This is a genomic window from Amphibacillus marinus (assembly GCF_900110345.1).
GTDB lineage: Bacteria > Bacillota > Bacilli > Bacillales > Amphibacillaceae > Amphibacillus_D > Amphibacillus_D marinus.
In genome coordinates this window covers 122,592-137,602 of sequence record NZ_FODJ01000010.1, presented here as the reverse complement: position 1 = coordinate 137,602, position 15,011 = coordinate 122,592, and the positions used below count along the sequence as shown (strand labels likewise).

Sequence of the window (15,011 nt, the reverse complement as noted above, 5' to 3'; positions counted from 1 at the left end):
CGCCGCTCATTCCACAGCTCGTCACCCCGAAGGGATCTAAACTGCTTCCTGCGCTCGACTTGCATGTATTAGGCACGCCGCCAGCGTTCGTCCTGAGCCAAGATCAAACTCTCATTAAAGTGTTTGCGCTTCAATAGTTATCCTATTGAATGCTCTTTGCTCGCTTAAAAGCACTAGCTTTTGTCTTACTTCTTTTCTTAACATACTGGTTGTTTTGTTCAGTTTTCAATGTTCAATTGGTTGTGCTGTTCTCTTGCGACAGCTTTTATATTATATAACAGCGTCTCAACTTATGTCAACACTTTTTTTAAAAAATAATTAATACGTAATTGTTGAACACGTTTGCTCAAGCAACGTTTATTACTATATCATGGCAATCAAATATCCGTCAACTACTTTTTGAAAAATAAAAACCTTTGAACTTTCACGTCACATTTAAAGCCTTATGTAAAGGCGTATACCACCTTACACCTTTACATAATACAGACGCTGAAATACATTCTTACCTTTCGTTTCTGTAAGCTCTACACCAATAATTTGCTTATCAATTAAATAATCAAGCATCATACTAAGGTCAAGCTGATAATGTTCAAGAGCTGAATGAACTTTCAAATCACCAAATGACCAAGATTCCTTTCCGGTAACCATTACATTAAGCAGATGCTTTGAAGAGGAGCGCGCTTTGCCACTAATTGAAAAATCAATTGCTAACATCATCAAATGGATACTAGCCTCTAATGGTTCTTGAGTAGTCATTAGCTCGTCATATAACTTATAGATAGCTGGATCAATGCGTTTAATTTGGTTCCAGACAATAAGTTCAGGGTGATAGCCTTGCTCAATAATACTTAATCTACCCAAGCTATGCAGAGAACTAATAATTTTGTTGTAACTATCCAAATAGTTTTTAGTATCATAAAGTTGCTTTGCCTCGCGATAACTACGAGTAAGTTTAGCAAATTCAATTGCTAGTCTTAATTCCCGTTTCTTATCTGGAAATTGATCAAGCTCATTTCTCAAGCTCGCAATATACTCATTGCGATCAAACACTACTCTGCCCTCGATCACCCACTGCACCATTCGTCGATACGAACTTGTGTCAATCCAATAATGAAGTTTATTTTCTTCAACTATATGCATTGCTGCTGTTCGTTCGTCGAATTGATAGTGTTTTACAAACCAAGGCTGCTCACCCTCTTTTACAATTACAAGTAAGATTGCATCAAAATTATCAGTTATTGGGCTTACATTTAATTGTTTCTCTAATATTAAAATACCTAAAGTACGTTCATCACTTGCACGTTCATGATAAATTGATCTTAATAGATCCTCCACAATTTCAACCCCTATACTTATCCATTGTTTAGTTGTTTTAAAATACTAATTCGACAAAAAAAATAATATTCCTGCAATTTCCCTTTAAAAAAACAAAAGGGAATCTAGAGGTTCTATTCTTGAACATTACATTACTCTATTAATGAACACTAACGAATATTGGCCAAATATTACAATGACTAAAAAAACCCTTTTGAATTAACAAAAGGGCTTACTCTAATGTGTTGTTTTGCAATCCGGACATGTTCCGTATATCTCCATCCTGTGATGACTAATCTCAAAACCAGTCACTTTTTCTGCTAAAGCTTCTACTTCATCCAAACTGGGATAATGAAAATCAACAATTTTTCCACAAGTTTCACAAATGACATGATAATGTTTTGAAGTATTATAATCAAAGCGACTTGATGCATCGCCATACGTAAGCTCTTTAACAAGTCCAATCTCTCTAAACACACGTAAGTTATTATATACGGTCGCAACGCTCATATTAGGGAACTTCCCCTCAAGTGCTTTATAAATATCATCAGCGGTTGGGTGCGTTTCTGCATGCACTAAAAACTCAAGTACAGCATGTCGTTGTGGAGTAATGCGCACTCCGGATGCCTTTAAGCGTTCAACTGCTTCTTGAAGCTGGTCGTGGTCATGATGTTCATGCATCGCCATCCACCTCACTTTCGCTAAAATAGGATTATAAGCATCTTAATGGTTCCCTAGAGATAAGTTCCCACTATATAAGTTTTGTTATTCAATAACTTCAATTCTTATTTTATAATCCTTATAAATAGTGTAACCGCTAATTAGCATAATTGTCAATCAAAGCAGGTGTTTGATTAACCTTTTTTTATAAAAAGTGAGTAGGCTTTAAAATTATAGCTTCTTTTCATCATATGCACTAAATGTATTTACATAGCGCGCGGCGACAAACAACAAATCAGATAGGCGATTTAAATATTGAACAGCTAACGGGTTAAGTGCAGCACCAATGCTAACTGCACGACGCTCCGCTCTTCTTACCACTGTTCGTGCATGATGTAAGGCGGTGGTGCTTGGATGACCGCTTGGCAGGATAAACTGCTTAAGTGCTGGCAACTGTTCTTCCCATTGATCAATTGCCTCTTCTAAAGTTTTGATATCTTGCTGCACAATTGGCCACGCAACTTGAGTACCTTCAGTTGTCGATAGCTCAGAACCAACATGAAATAGTTTCTTTTGAATATCTACCATACAATTAAGGAAAACTTTACGATCTGACAGTGACCAGGTTAAGCCCTGATCAATTGTGCTTATTGCCACACCAATGACCGCATTAGCTTCATCAACTGTTCCATAGGCTTCAACTCTCAAATCATTTTTGCTAACCTTTTCACCTGAAGCCAATACTGTTTCACCTTCATCCCCAGCCCGCGTATAGATCCGCAAACTAATACCCCCTACTTAAGTCGATTTTATTAACTGTTAGGTCATTCCCCTCTAAATAGCTTTTTAAGTTTTGTTCAAAAATATCAATTGCTCGCGTAACATAATGGATTGACTTTCCTGATACGTGCGGTGTTAGTGTTATCCGTTGATGGTCCCAAATCGGATGGTCCTGTGGCAAAGGTTCTACTGGTGTTACATCTAAAATGGCATGCTCAATTTCTTGTTCATCCAACATTCTTATTAACAATTCCGAATCAACCGCATCACCTCTACCCATATTTAAAAATACTGCCTCATTCTTCATCTGTTTAAAGTGGGTTTCTTTGTAGTAGTACTTCGTATCCGGAGTACTTGGTAAAATAGAAATAACAAAATCCGCCTTTTCGACAGCTTGCTTAAATTGACTATTTGTATAGCTCTCATCAAAATAGTTTCTTTGTCCACCTGAATTGGATACGGCGATAGTTGTCATCCTAAAAGCTTGAGCTAGCCGAGCTAATTCTTCACCAATTGCGCCTGCACCAACAATTGTCATGGTACGCCCAGTAATTTCACGAACAGAAAAATCTTTTTTCCACATCCGCTCCTTTTGTTGCTCATGTAAAGTAGCTGTTTGTCTGTAATGATTTAACAGCATCGCTAACGCATATTCTGACATCTGAACTTTATGTATTCCCCTAACATTTGTAAGTGTAATGTCGCGTTTTCGAATAGCATCGAAGGGCATTTTCTCCAGTCCAGCTGATAATACCATAATCCATTTCAACTGTTTTGCTTCATTAATATGTTCTTCAGTTAAATCCTCGCCATATGTCAAAATAACTTCTGCTTTTTTTATTGCAGTCTTTATCTCGTCATCATTACTGGCAAACACAAATGTAATTGATTGATTGCTTTCTTGTAACTTTCGCTCCGTATCTTCAGTTAATCGATTCATTGATAGAACAAGCACAGTCATCACCCTCATTTAGTTATTTTCCTTTAATTTATATGCTACTAATAAAAAAGTCAAAACAAACTGATTGACTATAACTTTATAGATTTAAAAAACCGCCAGTTCTAACTTAATGAACTAGCGGATTAATATACTACATGTTTTCTTTGATAAATTTAAGCGCCTCATAAACATGATCATTCACATCAACATCTTTAAAAACTTTTCTAATGATACCTTCTTCATCTATGATAAAAGTCGTTCTTTCATTGCCATAATACTCTCGATCCGGCTTCTGCTTTAATATCCAGACGCCAAATTCGTCAGCTAATTGATGCGCTTGATCAACAATTAATGTAAACGGAAGCTGATATTTGTCTTTGAATTGCTCGTGGCTTTCCTTTGAATCTGGGCTGACACCTAGAATAACAGTGTTTAGCTGTTCAAAATCTTCATGATGATCTCGAAATGCACATGCTTGGGTTGTACAACCAGGTGTTGCATCCTTAGGATAAAAATAAAGGACAACCTTCTGCCCATTAAAATCAGGTAAGGATATCTTTTCACCTTCTCCTGTAACAAATGGCAACTTGGGTACTAAGTCTCCTACATTTAAAGTCATTGTCTTCCTCCTTAATTAAATCCAGCTTATAACTTTTACTTTAGCTAATTAATAAGCGATACTCAAGTAATTTGCAAATGTGTATATGTTTACTTTTTCCCTCAACATGACCAACTTAAACATTAAAGGTCCGAGAAAGAAAATCATGTGCTTGTAATAGCTTGCATAGGATAAATTAAATAAATTCATAAGACATCCCTTTTTTAATTGTATGTGAAAAATATCTAGCTAAAAAAGGAACCGAGCATTTCTTATCAGAATGGTTAGTGCTATAATATTAGCGATACTATAACTGGAGGAATATTCATGGATGTTTCACAATCAATTGTCCTTCACAATGAAGCACAAGAGCATATTGTTGGCGGGGTTAATTCACCCTCGCGTGCATACAAAGGTGTCGGTGGTGGTACACCAATATATATGAAAAGGGGTTCAGGTCCATACTTCTGGGATGTTGATGACAATAAATATATTGATTATTTAGCTGCATATGGCCCCATTATTACTGGCCATGCACACCCTTATATTACAAAAGCCATTCAAACAGCTGCTGAAAATGGTGTATTATTTGGAACGCCAACAGAGCTAGAAAATACTTTTGCTAAAATGCTTAAACAAGCAATTCCTTCATTAGAAAAGGTGCGTTTTGTTAATTCGGGAACAGAAGCAGTCATGACTACAATTCGAGTTGCCCGTGCCTATACAGGCAGAGAGAAGATTATTAAATTCGCCGGTTGTTACCACGGCCATAGTGATATAGTTTTAGTCCAAGCAGGTTCAGGCCCCTCGACCTTAGGCAATCCTGATTCAGCTGGCGTCACTGTTGGAACAGCTAAAGAAGTGATTACTGTTCCTTTTAATGATATATCAGCTTATGAAGAGGCATTAGCAATCTGGGGTGATCAAGTTGCCGCTGTATTAGTTGAACCTATTGTCGGTAATTTTGGCATTGTCGAACCTAAAGAGCAGTTCTTAGCGGAAGTAAATAGACTTACACATGAAGCGGGTGCACTTGTTATTTATGATGAAGTTATCACTGCATTCCGTTTTACTTATGGCAGTGCGCAGCAATTGTATGGTATTGAGCCCGATCTGACAGCATTGGGTAAAGTTATTGGTGGTGGTTTACCAATTGGCGCATATGGTGGGCGTATTGATATTATGGAACAGGTTGCACCACTTGGACCTGCTTATCAAGCAGGAACAATGGCCGGAAACCCGCTCTCAATGTCAAGTGGTATTGCATGCCTAGAGCTTCTGCAAAATCCTGATGTTTATCAAAAGCTAGATCAACTAGGGGCTCAGTTAGAAAAAGGAATATTAACTGCTGCTCAAGCCCACGGAATTGAGGTTACCGTAAATCGGCTCAAAGGAGCATTAACTGTATATTTTACGAATAAAAATATTGAAAATTTTGCTGATGCTCAAGAGACTGATAGTGAAAAGTTCGGTCAATTTTTTCACTTAATGCTTAGCAAAGGGATTAATTTAGCACCTTCAAAATATGAAGCTTGGTTCTTAACGATTACCCACTCTGAACAAGATATTGAGCAAACAATTCAAGCCGCGTCCTACGCGTTTAAGAAAATGGCTGAAAAGGCCAAAGAATAAGAATTAGAATCAATTACTTATCTCCTGACTTTTATGCAATATTGTGAATATTTATTTATTTTAGAATTGATAATCAATTTGAAATGTGCTATGATGATTTTGAAAATTTATTTTTCAACTCATGCTTTTTTTGTCAATGTGTATGACTTCCCTTCAAAGCATGAAAGTCATCTGGCCTTTTCAGAGTGATTACTCTGAAGGGGTCCTTTTTCGTTAGAGCTAATTACAAACTAGGCATACTTCGTTTGTTAAATAAATAACCGTATAATGTCAGCATTTTTTTGAAAAATAGGGATGTTACGTTCCAGAAAAAAGAAAGGGGCACTAAAAATCAAATGAGATTAGGTGCTAGAATGTTTAAAACAGGGTTGGCAGTAGCCCTTGCATTATTTGCGGCATCTATAATCGGATTCCGTTCAAATGTCTTTGCTGGATTTGCAGCCGTCTTTGCCATGCAGCCATCCATTTACCAATCCTTTAAAACCATTGTTAAACAATTACAGGCTAATTTTATCGGTGTACTTACTGCAACGGTTTTGTCATATTCAATCGGTAATGACCCGATCACTGTCGGAATTGCAGTCGTCATCGTAATTAGCTTATGCCGCTTTTTAAAATTAGAGAAAAGTGCGGTATCTATTTCACTAATTGCCGTTATCTCCGTTATGGAAACAACTGATATGGAGATTTATTTGTTTGCACTAATGCGATTTTCTTCACTAATGCTTGGTATTCTTTCAGCATTTATCGTTAACTTATTGTTTATTCCACCCAAATATGAAACAAAGCTCTTTCAATCAATTAATCATATTACATCTGAAGTCTTGCAATGGCTTCGAGTAACAACTCGTCATCTTTCGGATGATCCTTCATTAAAAAAAGAAATTAAACGAATCGGCAGTGAGCTAAAACGGGTCGATGAAGTATATTCATTATTAGCAGAAGAACAGATCTATTTCCATAAAAATAGATCAATGCGAGCAAGAAAGCTAGTCGTTTTTAGACAGTTAATTAAAGTAACCAATAAGAGCTATGAAGTCCTAAAGTCAATTCAAAGTGTGGATAATCGGGCAAATCTAATCCCTGAATTGATTCGCAAAAATCTCGTTAAAGAGATCGATATTGTTATTCATGCTCATGAACATATTTTACTCGGCTTTATGGGGAAAATTAAACGGGATGAGGAGCATTCTATCCAGTATTTATCAGACTCAAGTATTCCTAAGCTCGTTGACGGGCTACTTGAGATGTATCAAGCGAATGAATCTGACTATTTAACCTTTCTTCCACTAGCTACGATATTGATGAGTTACCATCATGAACTTGAGCATCTACAGAGGCTATTAAACAGCTATGATCAATTTCATTCCAACGAAAAATTAGAACTTATTAAGAGTCGTGATTTAGAGTAAAAACAGCCTGGAACACATGAGTAATAAGATAAAAAAATGGTTCTTCATTAACTAGCGTTGGTTAAGCAAATGTTTGTATGGCTCCTGCAAAGGAGAGCCGCTTTCACCCAAGGGCATGAACGTGACATCTTCAGACTCACAGGATGTGAGTCCGTTAGACATTGCGACACGATGTCGCGTTCTTCGTCTACCATCCTCAAAGGGGGCTTCGGACACGTGCTATTCCCGCAGGAGTCGGCTTTATTCGCCTAATATTGGTAAATTAACTTACCAACGCTATTTAATATACAACCAGAAAAATCCGAACATTATGTGTTAAAAGCAGATAGCGCTTAGTCAGAATGTTCGGATACTTAGTCTCTATATTCAGTTATGTTCAATTCTTTTTTACACTTCCACTAAACGGAAAGGTTTTGTACATGGTATAAATTGTAGTAGTGACCCTGCTGGGCAATTAGCTGTTCATGCGTACCTTGCTCAAGAATTCCCCCGTGATCAATGACCACGATGCGATCAGCATGGGTAATGGTTGAGAGACGATGTGCAACGATGAATGTCGTACGATTTGCCGCTAACTTCTCTAATGCTTCTTGAATTAAATGCTCACTTTCAAGGTCTAATGCTGAAGTTGCTTCATCTAAGATAAGAATAGGTGGGTTTTTTAAAAAGACGCGGGCAATTGCTATCCGCTGCTTCTGACCACCTGACAGCTTAACCCCCCGCTCCCCAACTAGCGTCTGATAACCATTTGATAGATCGGTAATAAAATGGTGGGCGTTAGCTGCTTTCGCCGCTTGAATAACTTGCTGCTCTGTAGCATTAGGATTCCCCATTCTAATATTCATCTCTATTGTCTCACTAAAAAGCAAGTTATCTTGTAACACCATTCCTATTTTATCGCGAATTGATCGTGCTTGAACATCGCGAATGTCAATATCGTCTATTTTAACAGCACCAGCCGTCACATCATAGAAACGTGGAATTAAACTTATTAGTGTTGATTTACCCCCGCCACTTGTACCAACAAATGCAACTGTTTCCCCGGGAGTAATATTTAATTGAATATCTTTTAAGATGGTGGTCTGGTCATCGCTATAATGAAAGCTCACAGCATCGAACTCTACTTTTCCCTGGATATGGTCAAGCCATTTTGCCCCTTGCTTATCTTGGATGTCATACTTCTCATCAATAAACTCATAGACACGATCCATCGAAGCGATTGATTGAACTAAAGTAGTTGATGAAGAAATAAGGCGCCTTAAAGGCGAATAAACACGGTCCATGTAACTCACAAAAGCAACCATGGTTCCAATTGACAGATTACTTGTGATTACAAAATAAGCTGCAAAACCAATTACCAAAAGTGGTCCTAAATCTGTTACTGTATTCATTACGGCAAATGTACGGGCGTTCCACTCTGTATGATCAAGAGCACGATCTAAGAAGTGTTTATTGCGCTCTTCAAATTGCGCTTGTTCATACTCCTCAAGCGCAAAGCTTCTTGTAACAGGAATCCCCTGGACACGCTCATGTAAATGTCCTTGAACTTCGGCTAATGCTTGCGACCGTTTTCGGGTCAAGTTCCTCAAACGACCGTAAAATAATTTTACCGAAACGGCATAAACCGGGAACAACGCAACCGCAATTAGAGTTAACCTTATATCCATGGTCAGCATTATGGCAACTGCAATTAGAATCGTTGACATATCAAGCCAAATATTCATTAATCCGGTCATAATAAAATTCTTCGTTTGTTCAACATCATGAATCACTCGTGAAATTATTTCACCTGTTTTAGAGCGTGCATAGTAGCCTAAGCTAAGCATTTGAATATGGGTAAATAGTTGCTCTCTAATATCAAACAAGACCTTATTACCAACCCATTGCGCCAAATATTGCCTGAAATACTCAATTGGTGGCCGTAAAACTGCAAAAATAAAAAAAGCTAATGCTAATACAATAACTAATTGTCGAGTTTGTTCATACTCTGTTAACAAGTTAGTATCAATAATATTGTCGATAATATAGCGGACAAATAACGGGATTAATAGCGGTATCCCAAATTTTATAATACCAATTAAAATGGTTAAAACAATCTTCCATTTGTATGGCTTAACAAAGGACAAATATCTCCTTATACTGCTCATTACTAAAACTCCCTTCTTGTAAATGATATTTTGACGCACGGAAATAGAGCCTTATCCTCAAGGTGATAAGGCTCGCTCGACTAGTCATATAAACGATAAGTAAGAAACAACTCATAGAGCTGTTCAATCAATTCATGAGAAAAGGGTCCTCTTCGTTGTCTAATTAAGAATATTAGCTGCTGAACATTGTCCCATAGTATCCGATCAAGCACACTAGGATAATTCATTTCCGCTTGATGGAGCTTGTACTCATCTTCGTCAAGTAATGTGTAAGTCATATCAGGAAACACCTTTACATCTAAATCATAATCAATGTATTTTACAGCACCTGTTTCAAACACAAATGGAGAGCTTATATTACAGTAGTAGTGGATGCCATCTGATCTAATCATACTAATGACATTAAACCAATGCTTCGTATAGAAGAAACAGATCGCCGGTTCTCGTGTAATCCATGATCTCCCATCATTCTCTGTCACACGCGTTCGATCGTTTGCTCCAATCACTCGCGTACTCGTTGCCTTTAAAATCGTTGTTTCTTGCCAAGTACGATGGAGCTGTCCATTGTGTTTATAACTTTGAATTTGAATAGGTCTACCTTGCTTGGGGACAGCCATCTTATCTTCCTTTCTGAACATATCGCTAATCATATTATAACTTTAATTGATTAGAAAAGAAAATAAAACACAACTGTTGCTTATCCATAGACAATTTTCTATATTGTATAATTTTCCCTACGTGTACATTTACGACAAACTAAAAGAGCGTTCACTAGTGAGCGCTCTTCTGTAGCAATTACTTCTTATTTTGTTGAGATTTCTTGTTTTGTTGTTTTACTTGCTGAACATCTGTCTCAGAAGCAAATTCTGTCCCGTATTGTCCTTGACCTTGTTGAGATTGTTGATTTTGACGCTTAACTTCCTCAGCATTTGTCTTTGATGGATTTTGATTTTTCGCCATTTTATATCACCTCCACAAAGATTAATGTATCCAATCTTAGTGAAGCTATACGAAATCATTGCAAATTTATTTTACACCAACATATTAATAATGCGTTGATGAGGTACTGGGAAAGGATAATCGCTTAGCTGATTGCTTATTAACATGAGTTGATTGGCAGCTATCTGTGGGAGTTGATCAACCTTAATAGCATATACATCCATTTGCCAAATCAAATGTGAAAAAACATGTCTTACAGGCGCTAATTGCTTAATGGTTAATACATTAGTATGAAAAGTTGCTTCAATAAATGCTGGTATCATGTTCATGTCAACTCCCTTAGTTTCAATCATTGGAAACTGCCATAAACTCGCTAATAAGCCATTATCGGGACGTTTTTCAACTAGAAGCTCCCCTTTGTTGTTTTCAATAACAAAAGTATAATAGCTTAACTTCTTCTGTTTTTTTGCTTTTGTTTTTACTGGTAGCATACCTTGTATTGCTAATGTATTGGCCTGACAATATTCTTGCACAGGACAGTGGTCACACTTTGGATTTTTCGGTCGACAAACTAGTGCGCCTAATTCCATTAGACCCTGATTAAAGCTAGATGGATCATGGCTTGCGATAATTTCTCTAACAATTAATTCAAACAGCTTACGTGTTCGAGGTTTAGCAATGTCTTCATTAATATTAAGAATTCGTGCTAACACCCGCATAACATTACCATCTACAGCTGGTTCGGCTTGTTCAAACGCAATACTCATAATGGCACCAAGAGTATAGGGTCCTATACCTTTAAGGGCAGAGAGCTGATCTTTGTCTTCGGGCACTTTACCATGATAGCTTTCCTTTACTTCACGAACTGCCGCTTGTAAGTTCCTGGCTCTTGAGTAATACCCTAACCCTTCCCAAGCTTTAAGGACATCTTGTTCCTCTGCTTCAGCCAAAGCAATTGGAGTGGGGAATTGCTCAATAAAATTATTAAAATACGGAATGACCGTATCAACTTGTGTTTGCTGGAGCATAATTTCAGATACCCAAATCTTATATGGATCTTTATCAGCCCGCCACGGTAAGGTACGTTGTGATGATTTGAACCAATTTATTAACGATACTTGAAAGGCGCCCTTGTTAAATGTATCTAGATATTCTTTTGTTGATAAGTTCTTCATAAATAAGCCTGCCTTTTATAATTTTTCACATTTATTCTTAATTCAACTTTCGCATCAACATAGTAAGGTTCAGCTAAGGTGGCTGAAGGGTAGACAAAGGATTAAATCTACGCATTGAGGTAAACAGTAACTTTACTTTCTATCGTTTTTAACCTATAAGGGAGCTAAACAATAAGTGAGACTCTTGCGAGAAGAGGATAAACTGAAGATCCACTTTTGTCGCGCATTTCTTCACAAAGTGGGGATGTTAGACTATCCACGTCCCGTCCTGGGACAACGTCTAACTGACCTACATCCTGTTGGCCCTAAGTCAGCCCGCGATAAGCAAGTCCATTGCTTATCGGAACGATATCACGCGCCATACTGATTAAGAAAGTCACCATCGGCATTGCACACCGATTCTCCCAATTATGACCATGACTTAATGACTATTTTTAATGTGCGAAAAGTTGAGTCATTAATTAATTATTGCTTGTCCAAAATTTTCAAAAGTTTAAGTTACTGTAAAAATGGCTACTATTAAGTATAGATTGTTTTTAAAATTTAGTATACTTGATTATAAATTAGCGAATCTTTTCCGAGAGGGGTGTATTAAATGGACACTGGCACACACATTGCTATGGGAATCGCTTTAGGCGGAATAGCTACAATTAATCCAGTCATACAACAAGACCCTGTCATTTTCAGTACGGTCATGATTGGTACCGTGGTTTGCTCACATGCACCCGATTTCGATACCGTACTTAAATTTAAAAGCAATGCCGTTTACCTTAGACATCATCGTGGTATCACTCATTCAATACCGTTTATTTTATTTTGGGGATTATTAATTGCAAGTATACTTTCGCTAATTGTTCCTGATGTTTCTTTTATGACCATCTGGCCCTGGTGTGCTTTAGCTGTCATCTTACACGTTTTTGTTGATATTTTTAACGCTTATGGTACGCAAGCCCTGCGACCCTTTTCAAATAATTGGATTGCACTTGGCTTTATTAACACATTCGATCCTGTAATCTTTAGCTTGCATATGGTCGGCTTTGTTATTTGGTTCTTTGGTACCAATCCAACGCTTACCTTTGCGGTTATCTATCTGTTACTTATCTTATATTATTTGAAACGCTATATGCAAAAGAAAGTGCTTGAACGAAAACTATTGCTTTATTTCGGCGACGTCGAAGGCATTTATACCTCGCCGACTATAAAACAGAACATTTGGCGACTGGCTATTACAACAAGGGATAGCTTTTATGTGGCCCGATCAGTCGATGGACATATCCAAATTGTTGATCAGTTTAAGCGTCGCCCTGTGCCCAATACAAGACTAATGGCAACGGTTAAAACAGATTATAATATCGCGGCTTTCCGTTCGTTTTCCTCTGTTTATCGTTGGGAGCAGGTTGAGCACGAGCACTATACTGAGGTTCGCTTTATCGACTTACGTTACCGCTCTAAGGATCACTATCCATTTGTTGCAGTTGTAAAAGTAACAAACGACTTAAGGATAATTAGTTCCTATACAGGCTGGGTTTTCTCTGAACAAAAACTCCAAGATAAGCTGTTAATTGAAGACTTTTAAGCACACCACTTCAATTTGTGGTGTGCTTTTTCTTTCAAATTATCATTCGTTCCGTGTATACTTAGTAAAAAGATAAGCTTGGAGGGATTCACTTGATTAAATTATTTGCAACAGATTTAGATGGGACACTTTTACAACAACATACATATGTAACAAATAAGGATCACATTGCTTTAACATCAATCAGCGCTCTTGGTGTTGATCTTACCTTTGCTTCCGGACGGTCAGATCAGGAAATGACTCAGCTGTTTAAAGAGTTAGGTGTTAATGGTCATCGCGTCAGTCAGAATGGTGCCTTTGTCGTTAATAAACAGGGCGAGGTCATCACAGAAAGTCATTTGGATCAGAAAGTCAGCCCACACCTTTATGATGTCATTAAAAAAAAGGGTCATCATTTTTTCATCTCCACCCGTGACCATATCCATTATGAAGAAAAGACGGCTTTTATTGAAAACATACAAGGCATTTTCAAATTCCCTTTAAAGCATTCACCAACTATCGCAAATGACCTAACTAATTCAACTCTTGCTTCCAAATTCATGATCTTAGCAGAACAAACAGATTTGCTCGAACTAAAAACAGAGATAGATAGAGCATTTAATGGTCAGATTGATTGCTTCTTGTCTGCTACAAAGTGCTTAGATATTGTACCAGTTGGAATAAATAAGGCTGCTGGCTTAAACCACTTATTGCAAAGCTTAAATATTAAGGCAAATGAACTTGCTGTTATTGGCGATTCATATAACGATATTGAGATGCTCAAAATGACACCACATAGTTTTGTAATGTCTACCGCTGATGAAGTAGTTAAACAAGCTGGAGCACATGTCGTCGATCATGTTTATGAAGCAGTTGAGTATGTTAAGGACATGGTAAACGCTTCGTAAAGATTGCGATCATAACGAGTTGGATAGTTTTATGGAATATTGGGCCCTACTAATTAATCAAAAAAGGTTGCTTGCTGGTCGATAAAGCGTTCTATTAGATCTAGGGGGTAACCTTTTTGATAAAGCGTTCCTTTAACTTTATGCTTTAATTCATAGCCAGTTACCTTTTTCTTAAGCCGGTCTACAATCTTTTCCCCTTGAAAGCAAAGTGATTCCCATTCATCATGGGGTTCATTCTCTGCAAGTGCCATTGCTAATGCCTGATTGATGACAGCACTGTTAAAACCCTTCTGCATCAGCGCTTGCTTTAACTTATTTTTTCTTTGGTGAAAAGAAATGCGTTGACGGCGATTTAATTGACTATTTAACCATTTCTCTACATCTTTAACCTGATTGTTAAAGTGATACTGTTCTAACGCTTGTCTAATGTTGCCCTCGCTAACGCCCTTATTCTTAAGCTCATGTTGAAGCTTAAGCGGCCCTCTGAGTGTTGTAGTTGATTTAGAGGAGACATAGGCTTTAGCAAAAGCTAAATCATCTAGTAATTTCTCTTTTAATAGTCGGTTAATAATTTGCTCAATCTGACCTTCAATCGTATCTTTAGATCGCAAGTAATCCCTTACCTCTTGAATAGATCGCATGCGATACGTTAGATATCGTATTGACTGGGCGTAGCTTCTTTGGAGAGTGTCTGATTCTAACAATTTATTTATCCTAGTACGATCGAGCTGCTGTCCTTGCTTTAGCCCCTCATTGATTAAAGTATCTTCCTCTACAGTAAACCCATAGGTTTCAGACCCATCTTCTTCTAAATAGACATGATAGCGAGCTTTTCTTTTCTTTGACGCAACTATTTTTGCTATTTTCATCATTCTCCACCTCCTCAGTTATTATAGCATGTGAAATAAGGTAGCTAAGAAAGAAACACACCCTTGAGCATACCAAAACGCT

Annotated in this window: 14 protein-coding genes and 1 rRNA gene; 4 read left to right on the top strand and 11 right to left on the bottom strand. The window is 37.5% G+C overall.

The window, feature by feature from the left end; translation table 11 throughout:
* The 6 genes from BM000_RS13165 to bcp all read right to left on the bottom strand — a co-directional run.
* A 16S ribosomal RNA gene (locus tag BM000_RS13165) occupies positions 1 to 119 on the bottom strand; the annotation flags it as partial.
* A 346-nt stretch (positions 120 to 465) separates the two neighbouring features.
* Positions 466 to 1,335, bottom strand: coding sequence for a nucleotidyltransferase-like protein (locus BM000_RS13160; protein ID WP_091499311.1), 870 nt, complete (start codon positions 1,333 to 1,335; stop codon positions 466 to 468).
* Positions 1,336 to 1,551: 216 nt separating this feature from the next.
* Entirely contained in the window at positions 1,552 to 2,001 is a 450-nt protein-coding gene (perR, locus tag BM000_RS13155; protein WP_091499309.1) for a peroxide-responsive transcriptional repressor PerR, read from the bottom strand.
* Between the two features lie 204 nt (positions 2,002 to 2,205).
* Positions 2,206 to 2,757 carry a cob(I)yrinic acid a,c-diamide adenosyltransferase gene (locus tag BM000_RS13150; RefSeq protein WP_091499306.1) on the bottom strand — a complete coding sequence of 184 codons (552 nt, stop codon included), beginning with the start codon at positions 2,755 to 2,757 and terminating at the stop codon, positions 2,206 to 2,208.
* A gap of 1 nt (position 2,758) precedes the next feature.
* Positions 2,759 to 3,724, bottom strand: coding sequence for a D-2-hydroxyacid dehydrogenase (locus tag BM000_RS13145; protein ID WP_245751674.1), 966 nt, complete (start codon positions 3,722 to 3,724; stop codon positions 2,759 to 2,761).
* Between the two features lie 121 nt (positions 3,725 to 3,845).
* Positions 3,846 to 4,313, bottom strand: coding sequence for a thioredoxin-dependent thiol peroxidase (bcp, locus tag BM000_RS13140; RefSeq protein WP_091499303.1), 468 nt, complete (start codon positions 4,311 to 4,313; stop codon positions 3,846 to 3,848).
* 306 nt (positions 4,314 to 4,619) lie between these two features.
* On the opposite strand from bcp, the gene BM000_RS13135 reads away from it, so the two are divergent.
* Positions 4,620 to 5,924, top strand: a complete 1,305-nt coding sequence (locus BM000_RS13135; protein WP_091499301.1) for a glutamate-1-semialdehyde 2,1-aminomutase — start codon at positions 4,620 to 4,622, stop codon at positions 5,922 to 5,924.
* A gap of 335 nt (positions 5,925 to 6,259) precedes the next feature.
* Positions 6,260 to 7,336: an FUSC family protein gene (locus BM000_RS13130; protein ID WP_091499298.1), complete on the top strand. Its 1,077-nt coding sequence runs from the start codon at positions 6,260 to 6,262 to the stop codon at positions 7,334 to 7,336.
* A 398-nt stretch (positions 7,337 to 7,734) separates the two neighbouring features.
* Here the strand turns inward: BM000_RS13130 and BM000_RS13125 are convergent, their stop codons facing one another.
* From BM000_RS13125 to mutY, 4 genes are all read right to left on the bottom strand, one after another.
* On the bottom strand, positions 7,735 to 9,483 hold the full coding sequence (locus tag BM000_RS13125; protein WP_091499295.1) for an ABC transporter ATP-binding protein: 1,749 nt from the start codon (positions 9,481 to 9,483) through the stop codon (positions 7,735 to 7,737).
* 80 nt (positions 9,484 to 9,563) lie between these two features.
* Positions 9,564 to 10,100, bottom strand: a complete 537-nt coding sequence (gene ntdP / locus BM000_RS13120) for a nucleoside tri-diphosphate phosphatase (RefSeq protein WP_091499293.1) — start codon at positions 10,098 to 10,100, stop codon at positions 9,564 to 9,566.
* 178 nt (positions 10,101 to 10,278) lie between these two features.
* The gene (locus BM000_RS13115; RefSeq protein WP_091499290.1) at positions 10,279 to 10,443 is read right to left on the bottom strand and encodes a gamma-type small acid-soluble spore protein; all 165 of its coding nucleotides are present in this window, start codon (positions 10,441 to 10,443) and stop codon (positions 10,279 to 10,281) included.
* A gap of 71 nt (positions 10,444 to 10,514) precedes the next feature.
* Positions 10,515 to 11,597: an A/G-specific adenine glycosylase gene (gene mutY, locus BM000_RS13110; RefSeq protein ID WP_091499286.1), complete on the bottom strand. Its 1,083-nt coding sequence runs from the start codon at positions 11,595 to 11,597 to the stop codon at positions 10,515 to 10,517.
* A 595-nt stretch (positions 11,598 to 12,192) separates the two neighbouring features.
* Here mutY and BM000_RS13105 point away from each other — a divergent pair.
* Together BM000_RS13105 and BM000_RS13100 are read left to right on the top strand one after the other, a co-directional pair.
* Positions 12,193 to 13,173 (top strand): metal-dependent hydrolase, encoded by a 981-nt coding sequence (locus tag BM000_RS13105; protein ID WP_091499285.1) that lies wholly within the window; start codon positions 12,193 to 12,195, stop codon positions 13,171 to 13,173.
* 92 nt (positions 13,174 to 13,265) lie between these two features.
* Positions 13,266 to 14,060, top strand: coding sequence for an HAD family hydrolase (locus BM000_RS13100; RefSeq protein ID WP_177178305.1), 795 nt, complete (start codon positions 13,266 to 13,268; stop codon positions 14,058 to 14,060).
* A gap of 53 nt (positions 14,061 to 14,113) precedes the next feature.
* Here BM000_RS13100 and BM000_RS13095 read toward each other — a convergent pair whose 3' ends face one another.
* Positions 14,114 to 14,932, bottom strand: a complete 819-nt coding sequence (locus BM000_RS13095) for a RecX family transcriptional regulator (protein ID WP_091499280.1) — start codon at positions 14,930 to 14,932, stop codon at positions 14,114 to 14,116.
* Positions 14,933 to 15,011 lie beyond the last annotated feature (79 nt).

What these genes read in the sequence shown, in the direction of transcription:
- perR (WP_091499309.1), bottom strand. Translation starts at nt 2,001, where the DNA reads ATGGCGATGCATGAACATCATGACCACGACCAGCTTCAAGAAGCAGTT.
- BM000_RS13145 (WP_245751674.1), bottom strand. Translation starts at nt 3,724, where the DNA reads ATGAGGGTGATGACTGTGCTTGTTCTATCAATGAATCGATTAACTGAA.
- bcp (WP_091499303.1), bottom strand. Translation starts at nt 4,313, where the DNA reads ATGACTTTAAATGTAGGAGACTTAGTACCCAAGTTGCCATTTGTTACA.
- BM000_RS13135 (WP_091499301.1), top strand. Translation starts at nt 4,620, where the DNA reads ATGGATGTTTCACAATCAATTGTCCTTCACAATGAAGCACAAGAGCAT.
- BM000_RS13130 (WP_091499298.1), top strand. Translation starts at nt 6,260, where the DNA reads ATGAGATTAGGTGCTAGAATGTTTAAAACAGGGTTGGCAGTAGCCCTT.
- BM000_RS13125 (WP_091499295.1), bottom strand. Translation starts at nt 9,483, where the DNA reads ATGAGCAGTATAAGGAGATATTTGTCCTTTGTTAAGCCATACAAATGG.
- ntdP (WP_091499293.1), bottom strand. Translation starts at nt 10,100, where the DNA reads ATGGCTGTCCCCAAGCAAGGTAGACCTATTCAAATTCAAAGTTATAAA.
- BM000_RS13115 (WP_091499290.1), bottom strand. Translation starts at nt 10,443, where the DNA reads ATGGCGAAAAATCAAAATCCATCAAAGACAAATGCTGAGGAAGTTAAG.
- mutY (WP_091499286.1), bottom strand. Translation starts at nt 11,597, where the DNA reads ATGAAGAACTTATCAACAAAAGAATATCTAGATACATTTAACAAGGGC.
- BM000_RS13105 (WP_091499285.1), top strand. Translation starts at nt 12,193, where the DNA reads ATGGACACTGGCACACACATTGCTATGGGAATCGCTTTAGGCGGAATA.
- BM000_RS13095 (WP_091499280.1), bottom strand. Translation starts at nt 14,932, where the DNA reads ATGATGAAAATAGCAAAAATAGTTGCGTCAAAGAAAAGAAAAGCTCGC.